Source organism: Streptococcus sp. 27098_8_73 (assembly GCF_041432495.1).
GTDB lineage: Bacteria > Bacillota > Bacilli > Lactobacillales > Streptococcaceae > Streptococcus.
Genome location: NZ_JAPVZT010000002.1, coordinates 26,323 through 43,471, shown reverse-complemented (window position 1 = coordinate 43,471; position 17,149 = coordinate 26,323). Strand labels below are relative to the sequence as shown.

Sequence of the window (17,149 nt, the reverse complement as noted above, 5' to 3'; positions counted from 1 at the left end):
ACAGCTACCTCGCTTTCTGGCAGTGAGGACAGAGATGAGTACCTCGTCCACCCAGCTTAATTTTTTCAATCGGACTGCCGCATCTAGCACAGGGTTGACCAGTCTTTCCATAGACCTGCAGAAAATCCTGCATCGTGCCATCTTCGCCCAAAGCATTGCGGTAGGTCCGAATAGTCGAACCCCTCTTCTCAATCCCAAGCTGCAAAACTTCTATAATCTGCTCACGCAGCCGTTTCACTTCAGCAGTCTTTAGACTAGCTGCTGGCCTTGCCGGATGAATCCGCGCCCGCCAAAGGGCCTCATCTACATAGATATTGCCCAGACCAACAACCAAGGTCTGCTCTAGCAAATAGGGTTTGATAGGCTTCTTGGAGCGACTCAAAGCTACGGCAAAAGGCGCCAAAAGAAAGTCTGAGTCTGTTGGCTCAGGACCAAGCTTTCTGGCAGCAAAATAAGCCTCCAGCTGATCCTTTCTCAGCAGCTCCATGGTCCCAAACTTGCGGACATCCTCATAAACAAGCGTTCCACCATCTGTCATCTCGAAAAAAACATGGGCATGCTTGCGCTCGGGCACCTCTTCAGGATAGAAAAGATACTTGCCTTCCATTCGCAGATGGGAAACCAGCACTCCGCCTGTCAAGTAAAAGAGCAAATACTTGCCCCGACGGCCAATCTTTTCAATGGTCTGACCTGGCAAGTCGTGGACAAAGCTATCCACTCCCGTACCAATCATCTTGGCATAGCGGACCCGCACCTGCCCAATCGTCTTGCCAACAACCAGACGCTCCAAACCACGCCGAACCGTTTCCACTTCAGGTAATTCAGGCATAAAGTTCCTTTCTTAGTATTCTCAATATCAAAGCCCCATAGCAAAGCTGTCCGAGAAATACTCATCCAGCATCAGGCGGTGTTTATCCGATACATTTTCCAGCTCCGCTATTTCTTTCTTAGAAAAGAATCCTAAACGCAGTGTTTCCTCATTATGAAAATTGGTAATATCAACATTCTCCAGTGCCTGGAATTCATACAGAAAGACAACCGTCTGCACTTTGTCTCCATTAGGATAAGATTCATCAAAATTAGTGTAGACATTCAGCAAGCGCTTGGCTTCAACAGCAATGCCTGTCTCTTCGTAAAACTCACGCACGGCTGCTTGCAGAGAAGTCCCCACTAACGCTAGTAGCTTGCATGATTTTGAACACTAATATTAAATTAATATCCTTTTAATTTTTTTAGCTATTATTGAAGCCAATAAAGGAGGGACTGCATTACCCACTTGTTGATATTGAGAATCTTTTGTTCCATAAAATACAAAGCTATCTGGAAAAGATTGTAGTCTCGCAGCTTCCCTAACACTTATTGACCTATCTAAGGTAGGATGAACCCACATTGATTTTCTTACATTTACAACCGTTCCTGAGACACTATTATAATCTAATCTTTGATAGATAGTATTTTGTGTCCTACCAGAATTGCTATATGTAGATTTTAGTTCAACTGGCAAATCATGAAAATTTTGTCCTGGTTTAAGATTTTTAAAACGTTTTAAAGCAATCTCACTCGTTTCTGTAACTAAGTGATTGTAAATTAAATTGCTGTTTGCAATTCTCTTTAAATAATCATTCTGTCTAGAAATAGATAAATTTTTATATTTTGGAGGGGGATCTGCAATGTTTGTAGTTACTGGAACGTCTTCCAAATCTTTAATAGCATCTCCAATAGTATAGCTTTTGCTAGTATAATCCGTAAAATCAAGCCTTGTATCTTGATCAAAATATTTTTTGTTTTTACCTATTAGAAAGAAACGTCTTCTATTTTGTGGGATTCCATAATCACTAGCATTTAAAATAAAACTTTGTAGAAAAAAATCTTCCAAAACAACCTGTTCCATGTATTCTCTAACAGTATAACTTTTTAATATGAATATATTATGACTTTCTTTAAATGAATATACAATATTATTTTCATAAAGTGATTTTAAAAATTTTATTGACTTATCTAAGTCTATATATTTTTTTATGAGTATATCATTTTCTTCTGATATCAGTTGATTAGAAATGGACTCTTCTATAGCGACTTTATAGTCAAGAAACTCATCATGAAATTGTTGCTTTAAAATTAAAGATTCGATTTTAGAAAGATTTTTCTTGAAATAAGATTCTTTTGCATCTTCATTTTTTTTACTTAATATCTTTAATATTCTTGCTAGATCTTTCTGAATCAAATAAGTAAATATTCTAGAATCTATACAATCATTTAATATAAATGTTTTTAAAAATTTATTATTTTCTTCAAATAATGATAGTTTAAATTCCTTATCAGTTGTTTTAATATTAAAATTCTTTTCATCTTCCTTGGTCATAAAGAACAAATGACTATCCGATAGAATGGAGCTAACATTTTCTAACACAAAAACTTTGGGAGAAATTTCTTTTACTGCTCTAAAATATTCCTTAACTAACAAATTATTATTATTAATAAATTCCGATTTATTTCTATTTGCATTTGAAAAACCTTGACAAGGTGGTCCACCTATAACAACATCAATATCTTTATCACTAAAATGTAAATCTATAATATTATCAAAAATTTCTACTTCGTTCGAGTGATTCTTTTTATAGGTTTCCTTTGCCCATTTATTATTTTCTACTGCTTTTTTTATCACAAACCCTGCTTGCTCGAACCCCAAACTTAACCCACCGGCTCCTGCAAATAAATCAATTACTTTATACATTTATTGTGTTTTAAATCCTTTTCTATCCAAATACTTTAGAATCTCATGATGGAGGGAAAAATCTTTATCAGGATTCGCATGCTTATATAATTCGCAATCAGGAAAGTTCTTATCGATTAAAAATAAAGTCACACCATAATACGGTTTGCTATCTACAAAATGTATGTGAGGAAATTTAGAATGTTCTTCAGAATCTTTGAAATCAAACCTTTTTATGTCATTGTTAAATTTTCGTTCCAAAAAACGACCAATCTTTTTTGTTTCTTTAAAATAGGATTCAATATATACATTCTTAAAATTAATTAAATCTTTTTTTTGAATAATATGCTGATTATGTTTTACTGAAGAAAACTTTTCATTATTCAATGATAAAATTAATTGATTTGAAGATAACTGATTTAGTCTCCGTTCTAAATCGTCTTTATCGCTAATATCCTTTACAGAATTATATAAGTCACTATCTACATTTCCTGAAGGTTTTTTAAATTGTTGTATACTAACAATCAGTTTTTCTATATAAGTTTTATTTGGATTACTAGAACTTATTGTTTTGTATAGAGTATAGAGATTTTTATCTTCTAACAATAAATTATTCAAAAAAGACATGTCTAAATTTATAATTTCATTTCTATCTAATTCAACAACATCTAGTATATCTGACAAAGTTCGTATGGCTTCAAAAAAAACGGATTCATTCGTATATATAATTGAGAACTTTTATTAAAAGCAATCTCATATAATAAAGTGATTTTATTATAATCATTCGTCATCGGCATCACCTTATAATTCTTCGAATTCTTTATTTAATAGGGCGAACTCTTCATCAGACAATGTGTCTTCTTCTACTGCTTGGTGATCAAATGTTGAATCGTCTTCAACATTAAGCAACATTTTTCTTAAATCCTTGCTAAACTGATCAAAAAGTTCTTCTTGCATATTTTCGATAGTTCCAAATTTCCCCATTTCAATATTAATAGAAGTTGTATTCCCATCTTCTTGATAAAAAAAGTAGACTTTCTTACTGTTATCAGTTGGATCTTGAGATTTTGTAACACGTACTGCATTAAAAAAATGATCGCTATGCGTTTCTATAATGATCTGTCTATTATGCTTAGACAACCAAAAGTAAAATTCAGCCAGTTCATTCTGTGCTTTTGGATGTAAATGCAGTTCTGGATTTTCGACAATAATAATATCACCTTCTTTTGATAATAAAGAAATAATCAATTGCTCAAGTATATACGAAACACCTGTACCTACATGCTGAGGACGATACTTAATAGAATATTCAAATTCTTTGTTGAAAAGAACTCTGATAACATTAGTATCTACTATGTGCTCTACATCAAAAATATAACCCGTTAATTTTTTTAACCAATAATTTACAATAGATTCATAAATAGGTTTTTCATTAAACGGCAATAAATCTTCATAATATTTTTCACTAAACTTTTTATCTTTATTTTCTAAAAAATAGTCAAAAGTGTAACTTCCATTCTTACCGATTTTCTGATTGTGTTCAATATTTTTAGGATAAGTATCCATAACTGATGCTCTATTTGCACTAATGTAAAACACATCTTCCTCATAAAAAAACTTCTGGTTTCTCTCTCTATTACCCACTTGTTCTTCAGCAGAAACACTACATTCTAATTTAGTACCATCTTCCATACACAGAGAGATTTTAGCAGACTCACCTTTATCTACTCCTTCATTTATTATATTTATAGGAGTTCCTAGTGAGATTGCTTTGCCATTTAGAATATCGTCTTCGTTTCGTTGAGACATTACAAGCAAAGATTGAATAAGTGAAGATTTACCACTAGAATTTGTTCCAGTAATAAGATTAAAATTTGTAAAATTTAATTCCATGTTTCTAATTGACTTAAAATTTTTTATTTCTACTCTATCTATCATTTATTCTTTCCAAAATCCCTTCAACATACTTAAATCTATAATTAATTCGTTCCTCTTGATCTCTCAAATAAAGAATCTTGTCAATAAATTCTTCATCATTAATCATGCGGGTGTATTCATCACATAAACTATCAATAATAGTCTCACTTTTTTCGTCAAAATCAATAGAATCCATTAAATACATCCATACTTCAAATATGTTCATATTAACTACTCTACTCTCTCCGCGAGAAAATTGAGCTCTCTTTAATTTTGCGAATATTATTTGACTTTTATGATATGCTTCGCAAAATAAAGTATAAAGCCTATCTAAAAAATCTTGAGAATTTTTATTAATGTACTTCATAGTCAAATCAAGTAGCACATCTACATTAAATTTATCAATTCCCTGTTTTTCAATCTGTTCCATATACCAACTAATAAATTCTTCATCTTTCCTAAAAAGATAGAAAGAAAAAAATCTTAAAGCAATATATTGATCCTTCTTCCTCTTTTTAGCAACAAAATCTATATTTTCATTTTGAGATATTTTATTTAATAACCTAGTGCTTTTTCCTTGATTTAAAGCATTACGGATTTCCTGCTTATTTAGAATAATACCTCCTCGGTTTACTCTTAAAAATATTTCATTCTGTATCACTGGAGATGTAGTTGAGGATACTATATAGCATATTAACTTAAAATCTTCAAATTTATTTCTCAATTTAGCTTCAAAATCCTCATGTGTTGCTATACTTTTGTTATTAACTAACGCCTTTAAATTTTTCCCAAGTTTCATCCCTTCATGCATAAATTTAAAAAATGTTGTTAATCTTTGTTTTCCATCTACGACAATATAATTTCCATTTCTATCTTCAGAAAAATAAAATGCCGGTAAAGGAATGCCTAACAGAACACTCTCAATCAATTCTTGTTGCTTTGTTAAACTCCATACATTATCCCTTTGAAATTCTGGTTCAAGTATAATTAACCCTTCCTTCTCTTCCTCTTTTTCTCCATTTTTTTTCCACTCCAAAAAACGCAAATACTTTCTATACAAATCAAATATGCTATTTGGTTCATTAATTATTCTCACTTCTTTTCTCAAGTCAGTAGCAGATGAGGAAATCCAGTTATTCTTTAAATTCTCTTTTTCATCATCACTAAGTTGTTCATAATCTTCATCGTTCAAAGCAGATAAATTTGATACCTCTTCTGCCCCTTCAAAATCACCTATTTGTTCCTTAAATTTTTCTGTAAAATTTTGTTCCATATTGAATCCTCCAATAATATTTACAATGATTCTATTAAAACTAACTTTTTATATCACTATATTTTACCCCAATTTTTAAACTCCACTTCAGGTAATTCAGGCATAAAGCTCCCTTCTATCTTCTTTTAGTCAGAAATATACCCTAAAATATCAACAGGATGACTTTTTATTGTTTATAAAACGTTATGAATTCTATTTTTTTAATATTCCTTCTCATTATAGCCAAAGTCCGCCAAATCTAGCTTCTTGTCCCGCCAGTTTTTCTTGACTTTGACCCAAGTTTCTAAGAAGACCTTGTCTCCCAGCATGAGCTCGATATCGCGACGAGCCATGGATCCGATTTTCTTGAGCATGGAGCCGCCTTTACCGATGATAATGCCTTTTTGGCTGTCTCGCTCGACCATGATCGTCGCTCGGATATGGACCTTGTCCGTCTCCTCGTCTCGCTTCATGCTGTCAACAACCACCGCGACTGAGTGGGGAATCTCTTCACGAGTCAGGTGTAGAACCTTCTCACGAATCATTTCTGAAACCAAGAAACGCTCTGGATGGTCGGTAATCTGATCTTCTGGGAAATATTGGAAGCCCTCCTCCAGATTCTCACTAAGGATGTCAATCAGACGGGAAACATTGTTGCCCTGCAGAGCCGAAATCGGAACGATTTCTTTGAAGTCCATCTGCTGACGGAAATCATCAATTTGCGCCAAAAGCTGATCCGGATGGACTTTATCTATCTTATTGACCACCAAGATCACTGGCACCTTAGCCGCTTTCAGGCGTTCGATAATCATATCATCGCCCTTGCCACGTGGCTCATCAGCTGGCACCATGAAAAGAACCGTGTCCACCTCACGCAGCGTGCTGTAGGCTGCTTCCACCATGAAATCGCCTAAAGCTGTCTTAGGCTTGTGAATGCCTGGCGTGTCGATAAAGACAATCTGCTCCTTATCCGTCGTATAAATGCCCATAATCTTATTGCGTGTGGTCTGAGCCTTATCGCTCATGATGGCAATTTTTTGCCCCATGACATGATTCAAAAAAGTTGATTTGCCGACATTTGGTCGGCCTAAAATGGCTACAAAGCCTGATTTAAAAGTCATTGTTCTATTCCTTCTCTAAAAAATAATATCCCACAGTTTTGGCAGAAAGATAATCAAACCTGTGATAACTGCAAAACCAGAAACCACCAAAACTGCACCAGCTGCCATATCCTTGGCATTCTTAGCCCGCATAGAAAAGTGATAATCACTAGCCAGATCCACCACATTTTCAACAGCTGAATTCATGATTTCAAAAGCGATCACCAAAAAAATACTCAGCAGCAAGAACAGCCACTCCGTCGCTGAAATCCGAAAAATCAAACCTGCAATGATGGCAGCTACAGCTGAAAGAACATGGCTCCGCATATTCTTTTCTTCTTTAAAAGCCGTGAAAATACCCGTCAGAGCGAACTCCAAACTCGATATGACATCTCGATTTTTCCACTTGCGCTTGTTATTTTTATTGTCTTGTAAGTCCATAAGCTGTCAAAATTTCTTCCTGTAAGCCAAACATTTCTGCTTCTTCTTCTGGCGTATAATGATCATAGCCGTTGATATGCAGAAAACCATGCACCGCCAAAAAGCCCATCTCCCGTTCAAAGCTGTGGCCGTATTCTTCCGCCTGCTCCCGCGCCTTGTCCACCGAAATGAAGAGCTCACCGATATAAGCGTCAAAATCCTCCAACATCTCAGCCAGCTCAGGATTATCCGCCAAGTCTTCCTCGTCAAAGGCAATATCCAGTTCCGGCTTGTATTCCAAGCTGATGACATCAGTCGGCCGATCTGTGTCTCGATATTCCAAGTTGAGCTCATGGCTGCGCTCATTAGTCACAAAGGTTACAGCCATTTCCTTATTTTCTTTGCCCGTCTTTTTAGCCGCAAACTCCAAGATTTCCTGAGTCTGCTTGATAATTTCTTGAGAAACCTGACCGGTTTCATCCACCATTTCGATATACATATTTTACCTGCCTTGCTAATATTACTTTTATTATATCATATTTGGGCGCCTATGAGAGCCACAAGCATTGCATTTAAACGAGGAGAAATCCTAATTTAAAACCAAAAAAGGCTGAGAAAATCTCAACCTCTTTATCTAGTGCTAATTGCCGGGATCGAACCGGCGACCTCATCCTTACCATGGATGCGCTCTGCCTACTGAGCTAAATCAGCATTACCTATCTACTATATCATGTAGATAGGCACTTGTCAATATTCTTTCTCATTTTTTTGCGAAATATTGCTCCCTAGTCAGATAGTAATGCAGCCGCGTCACTATGCGCCCTTCCTCATGGTTGTCCAGGGCTGCGTAAGGCTCTTCGTGCGAAAAGATCATGCCTGACTTTTGCATGACACGACCAGAGGCAGGATTGTCGATATCATGCAGGGCAACCAATTTGTTCATGCCGATTTCTTCAAAAGCCAGCTCAAGCACTGCCCGAGTGGCCTCAGTCGTGTAGCCCTGATTCCAGTATTTTTTATGGATCACATAGCCGATAGCTGCCGTTTTCAAGTCCAAGCGGATCTTATGCAGGTCAATCGTTCCGATAAAGTCGCCAGTTTCCTTCAGCTCAATACCCCAGCGCCCCAAAGGACTGGCTAGATAAAACAGGGCGATATTATTGCGGGTCTCCTCTAAATTTTTGTTGGTCGCAAAGGTATAGCGAACATTCTCCTCGTCTGAAGCATATTCAAACATGGCTGGAGCGTCATCCAAAGTCACTGGACGCAAGATCAATCGTTCCGTTTCCAATCTGGAATGCTGACTCAGCTCAACATAGATATTTTCCATCTCTTCCTCCTATTTTTTCTTAACAGAATAGCATAATTCCCTGCTCAAAACAATCTTTTTTTCTTGCTTTTTGCGATAGTTTCCTTTAAAATTAAAACATCACAATAATTGGCCTAGGTCCCCTTGTAGTCCTGTATTCGGAGATCCTAGTGTTAGAAAAAGGAGTAAAGCTCTATGTTAATCGGAATTCCAAGAGAAATTAAAAATAATGAAAATCGCGTTGCTCTGACGCCAGCTGGTGTACACAGTCTTGTAGGAAAAGGCCATCAGGTACTGATCGAAACAAATGCTGGACTTGGATCTGGCTTTGCAGATGCAGACTATGAAAAGCAAGGTGCAAAAATCGTTGCCACTGCTGCTGAAGCCTGGGCAGCTGAGTTAGTTGTTAAGGTTAAAGAACCGCTGGAAGCTGAATACCAATTCTTGCGTGATGACCTCCTACTCTTCACTTACCTGCACATGGCCGCTGCTCCCGAATTAGCCCAAGCTATGGTAACAGCTAAAACTACCGGGGTAGCCTACGAGACTGTACGTGACGGACAAGGACAACTACCACTCTTAGTACCTATGAGTGAGGTTGCTGGTCGTATGGCGGTTCAAATCGGAGCTCATTTCCTAACCAAGCAAACAGGTGGCTCTGGCGTTCTCCTTGGCGGTGTCCCCGGAGTTCCAAAAGGTAAAGTTACCATTATCGGAGGCGGTGTTGTAGGAACTCATGCAGCCCGTATCGCTCTGGGACTAGGCGCTCAAGTTACGATTCTCGATATTAGTGCCAAACGTCTATCCGTGCTAGAAGAAGTCTTTGGCAACCAAATTCAAACTCTCATGTCCAATCCATTTAACATCGAGGCAAGCGTCCGCGAAGCAGATGTCGTGATTGGAGCTGTGCTCATTCCTGGTGCTAAAGCTCCAAAACTGGTGACTGACGATATGGTTAAGCAAATGCGCCCCGGCTCTGTTATTGTTGACGTGGCTGTTGACCAAGGTGGCGTTATTGAGACTGCTGACCGCGCGACAACCCACGATGAGCCAGTTTATGAGAAACACGGTGTTCTCCACTATGCAGTAGCCAATATCCCTGGTGCCGTGGCTCGCACTTCTACTATCGCCCTGACCAATGTCACCCTTCCTTATATCGAAGCGTTGGCTGGCAAAGGCTTCAAACAAGCTATTGCAGACGACGCTGGATTGCGTGAAGGTGTCACAACCTATCACGGTCACATCACTAGCCGACCAGTTGCAGAAGGCTTGAATCTCGATTATACTTCTATTGACGAACTTGTCTAAGCATTTTTCTCTTATATACAAAACCCGAAGGAACTTCTAGTCCTTCGGGTTTCATTTGTCTTAAATTTGAATTTGGTATCACGCTGCCATCCATTTAGGCAGGATCAACATTGCTCTAAATCATTAAATTATCAAGTATATTACTCTTTAATAGACATTTTACAAGAAGTATCTAATGCCACTGATTCCTATTCCTGACTAGGCTCTTCTTTCTGGTAAAAATTCATCCCAACCTCAGTATCCTCGACCAGAATGTCATCAGTCTGGCCCAACAGCAGCAAAGCGATGTAAAAGTCACCAACACAGCCCGCTGCATGAATACTAGCCAAAGGCATGTAGAGAGTTGAACTGAGCAAGCCCAGCATGGCCAACAAGGTCAGAAGCAAGCTAATCAAAACAAAGGGAGCCAAACCAATGACCAAGAAGTCCTTACGATTGTAAAAAGTTCCTGGACTAGTCGCATAAGCCATTCCATTTTTAAAACCAAACTTGACCTTGGCCTTCCCTTTACCAAAAAACTTGAAGAAGAAACCGTGGATGTACTCATGGATGACGACAAGGATAAAGGTAAAAACTAACAAATAGGCAAGATCTAGACCCGAAAAATCATAATGATCGGCTCGGAAGATTAGCTGGGTCAATTTCGCAAAAAGCATGGAGAAGGGAAAAATCAGCAAGAGCCCCGCTACATTTAGACCGATTACATATTTCTTTTCTTCCATAAAGTTGATTTTTTTAATGAGTTTCATAAAGGCTCCTCCATCATTTTCGACCTTTACTCAAGACATAAGTGCTTGCACTGATAAAAATAAGAAGCCAAATCACCAAATTAGAGAAATCTTCAATTTTAAAAGAATAGTCTCCTGTTTCAAAGAAGTTGATAAATGGATTCATAAAAGTAAACCGCAGAATATGCTGTATTGTTTTATCAAAACTAGCAAATAAGGGTACGAAACTAATCAGCAACAGCGGAAATAAACTATAAACCTGAGCTTGAGATTGTGTCTTGGAAATACCACCAATAAAAAGATTGATTAAAAGGATAATAACAATAATGAAGAGATTGATCAAAAGATAGATAGGCCATTTGCCAGAGAGGTCTACATGCAAATAATATGGGAAAAAAAGCAAGGCAAAGACTGTAAATAGGAAGGGATAAACCAACATGGATAAGAGGTATTCGCCAGAACGAACCCCGCTCAGCATCAAGGTTTTTAGATTACGCTTCTCCTTGTCCTCTGCCATCATAATAGACACCATGTAGCCGCCACTCATGGCAAAGGTCATAGGCAGGATCATCTTCAATAGTCCTTGGCCTGCATTGCCATTCTTATTTAAAATCATATTGTACAAAAATAGGAGGCCAAAGGGCAGCAAGACGGACATAAGCAAAGAAGAATTTGTCAATAAAATCTGAGTACGCAGCCATGTGAGAGCTTTAATTTTTTTATACATCTAATTTTTCTCCTGTTAATTGAATAAAGATTTCTTCTAATGTAGGTTCGCAAGAATGTACTGTAATAGCCAATTTTAGGTCTTTTGTAGCCAATTCTGAGAACGAAATTTGCTCGGTTTCTCCATTTTCATAGCTAATTTTAACTTTCTTGGCTGTGTTATATTTTTGAATAATAGCTTTCGGCTCGCCATATTCTACTAATACTCCCTTATTTAGCAGGGCCAGTCGATCACAAAGGGCACTAGCTTCATGCATATCATGCGTCGTCAGAAAAATGGTTGTTCCCTTTTTCTTCAGCTCAAGCAAAAGCTCATGAATCACCTTGGAAGTACGGGGATCAAGTCCACTCGTTGGCTCATCCAAGAATAAGACCTCAGGATTATTTAAAAGAGCCCGAGCTAGAAACATCCGCTGCTTCATACCTGTCGAAAGTTTTTCTGCTACAATATTTCTGCTTTCTAACAGACCAACCTGCTCTAAAACTTCATCTATCCGCTCATTTTTTAAATCGTATAATTTCGCATATATCTGCAGGTTTTTATAGAGAGTCATCTTTTCATAAAAGCCACTTGTATCAGATACTAGGCCAATTTTCACCAAATCCTGAGCATTAATAGCATCTGAAGCTTTACCAAGGATTTTACTTTGACCATTGTCGGCATCAAGCTGGCCTGTCAGGATATTAATTAAAGTTGTTTTTCCCGATCCAGATGGTCCTAAAAATCCGAAAATTTCTCCTTGATCGATATGAAAATTAATCCGTTCTAAAGCTTTTTTATCTCCAAAACTTTTAGAAATATTCTCTACTTGAATCACTTGTGACATAAGGCCTCTTCTCACTTTCTTACTTATAATAACGTTTAACGATTTTGTACTGGCTGACAGTAACATAAAGATAGATGACCGATACCGCAATCCAAGCCAAAATCGTATCCAATTGGAATAGGAGATTTAGCAGTATCAGTCCAATATAGATACTAGGAAAGATAAAGCTCACTAATTTCAGATGAACTCCTTTTGGACCGACAAACAGCTTATTTGAAATATCTTTTAACTGCTTGATAGGAGTCCACATTGATATAGACAAAAATAATGGTTAATACAATCATGCCAGATGCGACCTGCATTGGTGTTCCAGCTCCAAGAATAAAGAGTAAGACATAAAGGCCTGGAATGAGGCGCTGATTGAGGTTGAAGAGGGTCAAAAAGCTTTGTTCATAATGAGCCTGCAACTCCCCTTCATCATAGGACAGCGCATAGTCCTTCATCTCCTCAATGGTTGGCATAGCAGATAATTTATATTGACGAACCTTCTGAGTAGTTTTTAATACAAGAATTTGGCCTAAAATCAAAGCAAGAAACAGTGCAATATCATAAAATGGAATGTGAATCGTTGTTTCTGACCTTAGTATCGGACCTAGGTAGCTCACTCCTCCAAAGAGGGTGAATAGAGTCAGAGCAGACGAGATATTATATAAAATCGTCGCATATTCTAGTGTTTTGAAAGTTTGACGATAGAGCTCATAGCTTTTGTCATCATCTTCTTCTCTCTGGTAAGCCCCATGAACTTTATGCGTCTGATAGAGCAAGAAAAAGGTTACGGGATAGAGAATGATCAAGCTCGCTCGACCAATGTTCTTCAGCAGTTCAACATTTAAGACGGTCGGCCAAGAGAAATGCTCAAAATGAGCCATTATAAAACCGACTACTCCTCCTCCTAATATAGCAGCAAGAATGAAGATGCCGATATTTCTCAATATTCTTTTCTTTGTTGACATTGTTTTCTCCTATACTTAAATAAGCGCAGTCAGCCAAGCCATGACTTGGCTAATAAAGTCAGAGGCAGTTTCCAGTATTTCACGGCCAAATAAAGGTAAAATAATCAGCACTGTCATTAGAAAAATAAAGTGATTTCTGACTTTTTGGCTCATTTTATTCCACAAATAATCCTTTTGGAACCATCCTGCCAGATAGGCATAGCCCAAGGCTACAAAAATCCCTAGCTCAGTTGATGCTAGCACTACAACTGCGAAAATTAGACGAATATAAGCTACCTTTATCCCAAAATAATCCGCCAAACCTGCGCAAACACCAGCAATTTTTGCTTGTTCTTCGTTAACTTTAAAGTTTTCCATAAATTCTTGCATTGTTTTTCTCCTTGTTTTACTTTCTCTCACTTACGGAAAGTACTAATATACCTACACAGCTTATCAAGATTGGCTCAAGTACTACCTTGATACAGAACTTGCTTGCTAGTCTTCATGACAAGATGGCTAGCATAAACTATCTACAGTAACTGATTTTTCCTGACTACCTACTCTTCCTCCACTAGTCGAAAGACATTTTCGACACTTTCGTTGAAAATCTGAGCAATTTTGAGGGCAATGACCACGGAGGGCGTGTATTCATCCCGCTCCAGCAAGCTAATCGTTTGCCGTGACACGCCAGCTTTCTTGGCCAAGTCAGTTTGATTCAGCCCGTCTCTGGCCCTCAGCTCTTTAAGTCGATTTTTCAGCTTCATGACAACACCTCTCAGTTCTCTCTTAATTCAACAGATTTGATATCGTCAATACGCATGAGCTTAATTTTTGTTTGACCTTTTTTATTGGTCTTACTCAACTTAACCCAATCGTCATCAGCATCAACTACCTCCCAGCAATCTGTCCCGAAAACTTCACCAATGATGATCGGTTTTTTCCCAATCATTTCTTTAAAAAAACGTGACATTTCTCCACTCCTTTCTTTATTTCTCTCTAAACGTTTCAACTTCCTTTTTACATTTTTCAATTCACTGGATGACATCAGCCACAAACCAGAAAATATCGGAAGTAGACACCAAAACAGTATCTCCATTAGTTCTTCCTTTTATCTTTTCTTCTTAACTTAAATACATTGTAACAGATTCTTTTCTTTTTGACAAGTATATTTGTCAAAAAAATAAAGATTTTTGTCAGAAAGACTTAGATCTTCTACAAAATAAGAAGTAAAAAAGACCAGGACTGAATCCTGATCTTAAAAAGCATACTACAATTTACCTGCTACTGCCTCCAAGAGTTCTTGGATTTTCGCTTGATTGCTTCCTCCTGCCATGGCCATGTCTGGTTTACCACCACCACGTCCATCGACGATTGGAGCCAATTCTTTAACCAAGTTACCCGCGTGAATGTCTTTGGTCTTGCTTGCAACAAGGATATTGATCTTGTCACCGATAGCGGCAACTAGGACAAGCAAGTCAGAGTAGTCTTTTTGTTTCCAGTTATCCGCAAAGGTACGAAGGGCACCTGCATCTGATACAGAAACTTGGCTTGCAATGTAACGGTGTCCGTTGACTTCCTTAACATCCTTGAAGACATCGCCAGCAGCTGCGGCTGCAGCTTTTTCTTTCAACTCAGCATTTTCTTTTTGGAGTTGGCGAAGTTGCTCTTGAAGCCCTTCAACCTTGTGAGGTACTTCCTTGAGTTGAGGTGCTTTCAAGGTTGCGGCGACAGCTTTCAAAGCATCTTCTTGTTCACGGTAGGCTTCAAAGGCTTCCTTACCAGTCACTGCCAAGATACGGCGAGTTCCTGATCCGATTCCTTCTTCTTTGACAATCTTGAAGAGACCAATCTCAGAAGTGTTGCCAACGTGGGTACCACCACAAAGTTCGACAGAGTAGTCACCAATCGTAACAACACGGACTTCCTTACCGTATTTCTCACCAAAGAGGGCCATAGCTCCCATTTCTTTAGCAGTGTCAATATCTGTCTCAACAGTTTCTACAGCAATTGCTTCCCAGATTTTCTCATTGACTTGTTGTTCAATGGCGCGTAATTCTTCAGGAGTTACGGCTTGGAAGTGTGTGAAGTCAAAGCGAAGGAATTCGACTTCGTTCAGAGATCCTGCTTGTGTCGCATGGTGTCCAAGGATATTGTGAAGGGCCGCATGGAGCAAGTGAGTCGCAGTGTGGTTTTTCATGACACGGTGACGACGATTTGTATCAATTGCCAAGGTGTATTCTTGGTTCAAAGCAAGTGGTGCAAGAACTTCAACAGTATGAAGAGCTTGTCCATTTGGAGCTTTTTGAACATCTGTCACAGTAGCCACGACATTTCCAGCAGCATCCAAGATTTGACCGTGGTCAGCAACTTGTCCACCCATTTCAGCGTAGAATGGAGTTTCTGCAAAGATAAGTGACGCATTTCCTTCTGATACAGCTTCTACTTCAGCATTGTCCGCTACGATAGCCACCAACTTAGAAGACAATTGGCTAGCATTGTAGTTGAAGACACTCTCAACAGTGATGTTTTGAAGGGTTTCATTTTGCATACCCATAGATCCGCCTTTGACAGCAGATGCACGCGCACGTTCTTGCTGCTCTTTCATGGCTGCTTCAAAACCTTCACGGTCGACAGTCATACCTGCTTCTTCAGCGATTTCTTCTGTCAATTCAACTGGGAATCCGTATGTATCGTAAAGTTTAAAGACATCTTGACCAGCAATGACAGATTGACCTTTTTCCTTCAAATCTGCTACGATACCTTGGGCAAAGTGTTGACCTGAGTGAAGGGTACGGGCAAATGACTCTTCTTCGCTCTTAACGATTTTTTCAATAAAGTCCCGTTTTTCAAGCACTTCTGGGTAGTAACTTTCCATGATTTTTCCAACAGTTGGAACGAGCTTGTAAAGGAAAGGCTCATTGATACCCAATTTTTGACCATGCATGGAAGCACGACGGAGAAGACGACGAAGAACATAGCCACGGCCTTCATTTCCAGGAAGGGCACCATCACCGATGGCAAATGAAAGAGAACGGATGTGGTCAGCGATAACCTTAAAGCTCATATTGTCGCCATCTTGGTCGTAGACCTTACCAGACAATTTCTCAACTTCACGAATGATTGGCATGAAGAGGTCTGTTTCAAAGTTTGTCTTAGCCCCTTGGATAACTGCCACCAAACGCTCCAAACCAGCGCCCGTATCAATGTTCTTGTGTGGCAATTCCTTGTACTCGCTACGAGGAACAGCAGGGTCTGCGTTAAATTGTGACAAAACGATATTCCAGATTTCGATATAACGGTCGTTTTCGATATCTTCTGCAAGCAGGCGAATACCGATATTTTCTGGGTCAAAGGCTTCTCCACGGTCAAAGAAAATCTCTGTATCTGGTCCAGAAGGTCCCGCACCGATTTCCCAGAAGTTATCCTCGATTGGAATCAAGTGACTTGGGTCCACTCCTACTTCAATCCAGCGGTTGTAAGAATCTTTATCGTCTGGATAGTATGTCATATAGAGTTTTTCAGCTGGGAAGTCAAACCATTCAGGACTTGTCAAAAGTTCATAAGCCCAAGTAATAGCTTCATCACGGAAGTAATCTCCGATAGAGAAGTTCCCCAACATTTCAAACATGGTATGGTGGCGCGCAGTCTTCCCTACGTTTTCAATGTCGTTTGTACGAATCGCTTTTTGCGCATTGGTAATGCGTGGATTTTCAGGAATAATGGTCCCATCAAAATATTTCTTAAGAGTTGCTACCCCTGAGTTGATCCATAAAAGAGTTGGGTCGTTTACTGGAACCAAGCTGACTGATGGTTCTACAGAGTGGCCTTTGCTTGCCCAGAAATCTAGCCACATTTGGCGAATTTGAGCACTTGACATTTGTTTCATTTTATTTTTCTCCTTAAATCTTTTTAATGTT

18 protein-coding genes, 1 tRNA gene and 2 pseudogenes are annotated in these 17,149 nt (G+C 38.5%); 1 reads left to right on the top strand and 20 read right to left on the bottom strand.

Annotated elements, in window-relative coordinates; genetic code table 11:
• Positions 1–4 precede the first annotated feature (4 nt).
• From mutM to O3651_RS01540, 11 genes and pseudogenes are all read right to left on the bottom strand, one after another.
• Complete coding sequence (gene mutM, locus O3651_RS01590; RefSeq protein ID WP_371609336.1) at positions 5–829, bottom strand: DNA-formamidopyrimidine glycosylase; 825 nt, start codon at positions 827–829, stop codon at positions 5–7.
• A 27-nt stretch (positions 830–856) separates the two neighbouring features.
• A pseudogene (locus O3651_RS01585) lies at positions 857–1,153 on the bottom strand (NUDIX domain-containing protein); the annotation flags it as partial.
• Between the two features lie 54 nt (positions 1,154–1,207).
• Positions 1,208–2,734, bottom strand: a complete 1,527-nt coding sequence (locus tag O3651_RS01580) for a DNA cytosine methyltransferase (RefSeq protein WP_371609335.1) — start codon at positions 2,732–2,734, stop codon at positions 1,208–1,210.
• Entirely contained in the window at positions 2,735–3,397 is a 663-nt protein-coding gene (locus O3651_RS01575) for a hypothetical protein (protein ID WP_371609334.1), read from the bottom strand.
• A 117-nt stretch (positions 3,398–3,514) separates the two neighbouring features.
• Complete coding sequence (locus O3651_RS01570) at positions 3,515–4,651, bottom strand: DUF3696 domain-containing protein (RefSeq protein ID WP_371609333.1); 1,137 nt, start codon at positions 4,649–4,651, stop codon at positions 3,515–3,517.
• On the bottom strand, positions 4,641–5,903 hold the full coding sequence (locus O3651_RS01565) for a DUF262 domain-containing protein (protein WP_371609332.1): 1,263 nt from the start codon (positions 5,901–5,903) through the stop codon (positions 4,641–4,643). The genes O3651_RS01570 and O3651_RS01565 overlap by 11 nt, the downstream gene beginning before the upstream one ends.
• A 200-nt stretch (positions 5,904–6,103) precedes the next feature.
• Positions 6,104–7,003 (bottom strand): GTPase Era, encoded by a 900-nt coding sequence (gene era / locus O3651_RS01560; protein WP_061422545.1) that lies wholly within the window; start codon positions 7,001–7,003, stop codon positions 6,104–6,106.
• Positions 7,004–7,018: 15 nt separating this feature from the next.
• Positions 7,019–7,423, bottom strand: a complete 405-nt coding sequence (locus O3651_RS01555) for a diacylglycerol kinase family protein (protein ID WP_045499229.1) — start codon at positions 7,421–7,423, stop codon at positions 7,019–7,021.
• Positions 7,404–7,901 carry an rRNA maturation RNase YbeY gene (gene ybeY, locus O3651_RS01550; protein WP_061909641.1) on the bottom strand — a complete coding sequence of 166 codons (498 nt, stop codon included), beginning with the start codon at positions 7,899–7,901 and terminating at the stop codon, positions 7,404–7,406. Before ybeY ends, O3651_RS01555 begins: the two co-directional genes overlap by 20 nt.
• A 139-nt stretch (positions 7,902–8,040) precedes the next feature.
• Positions 8,041–8,113 (bottom strand) — tRNA-Thr (locus O3651_RS01545).
• Between the two features lie 49 nt (positions 8,114–8,162).
• Positions 8,163–8,732, bottom strand: a complete 570-nt coding sequence (locus O3651_RS01540) for a GNAT family N-acetyltransferase (protein ID WP_371609331.1) — start codon at positions 8,730–8,732, stop codon at positions 8,163–8,165.
• A gap of 174 nt (positions 8,733–8,906) precedes the next feature.
• On the opposite strand from O3651_RS01540, the gene ald reads away from it, so the two are divergent.
• Positions 8,907–10,019 carry an alanine dehydrogenase gene (gene ald, locus O3651_RS01535; RefSeq protein WP_148877591.1) on the top strand — a complete coding sequence of 371 codons (1,113 nt, stop codon included), beginning with the start codon at positions 8,907–8,909 and terminating at the stop codon, positions 10,017–10,019.
• A 188-nt stretch (positions 10,020–10,207) separates the two neighbouring features.
• On the opposite strand, the gene O3651_RS01530 is transcribed toward ald, so the two are convergent.
• The 9 genes and pseudogenes from O3651_RS01530 to alaS form a co-directional block, all read right to left on the bottom strand.
• On the bottom strand, positions 10,208–10,768 hold the full coding sequence (locus O3651_RS01530) for a DUF3267 domain-containing protein (RefSeq protein WP_148877592.1): 561 nt from the start codon (positions 10,766–10,768) through the stop codon (positions 10,208–10,210).
• A 13-nt stretch (positions 10,769–10,781) separates the two neighbouring features.
• A complete protein-coding gene (locus O3651_RS01525; protein ID WP_148877593.1) occupies positions 10,782–11,474 on the bottom strand; it encodes an ABC transporter permease in 693 nt (230 codons plus the stop codon).
• Entirely contained in the window at positions 11,467–12,300 is an 834-nt protein-coding gene (locus O3651_RS01520) for an ABC transporter ATP-binding protein (RefSeq protein ID WP_148877594.1), read from the bottom strand. Before O3651_RS01520 ends, O3651_RS01525 begins: the two co-directional genes overlap by 8 nt.
• A gap of 19 nt (positions 12,301–12,319) precedes the next feature.
• Entirely contained in the window at positions 12,320–12,472 is a 153-nt protein-coding gene (locus tag O3651_RS01515) for a hypothetical protein (RefSeq protein WP_239665864.1), read from the bottom strand.
• 37 nt (positions 12,473–12,509) lie between these two features.
• A complete protein-coding gene (locus tag O3651_RS01510; RefSeq protein ID WP_187421079.1) occupies positions 12,510–13,253 on the bottom strand; it encodes a DUF3169 family protein in 744 nt (247 codons plus the stop codon).
• Positions 13,254–13,268: 15 nt separating this feature from the next.
• Positions 13,269–13,622, bottom strand: coding sequence for a PspC domain-containing protein (locus O3651_RS01505; protein WP_061909657.1), 354 nt, complete (start codon positions 13,620–13,622; stop codon positions 13,269–13,271).
• A gap of 167 nt (positions 13,623–13,789) precedes the next feature.
• On the bottom strand, positions 13,790–13,996 hold the full coding sequence (locus O3651_RS01500) for a helix-turn-helix transcriptional regulator (protein ID WP_005590740.1): 207 nt from the start codon (positions 13,994–13,996) through the stop codon (positions 13,790–13,792).
• An 11-nt stretch (positions 13,997–14,007) separates the two neighbouring features.
• Positions 14,008–14,429: pseudogene (locus O3651_RS01495) on the bottom strand (hypothetical protein).
• Between the two features lie 70 nt (positions 14,430–14,499).
• Positions 14,500–17,118 (bottom strand): alanine--tRNA ligase, encoded by a 2,619-nt coding sequence (alaS, locus tag O3651_RS01490; protein WP_371609330.1) that lies wholly within the window; start codon positions 17,116–17,118, stop codon positions 14,500–14,502.
• Positions 17,119–17,149: the final 31 nt, after the last annotated feature.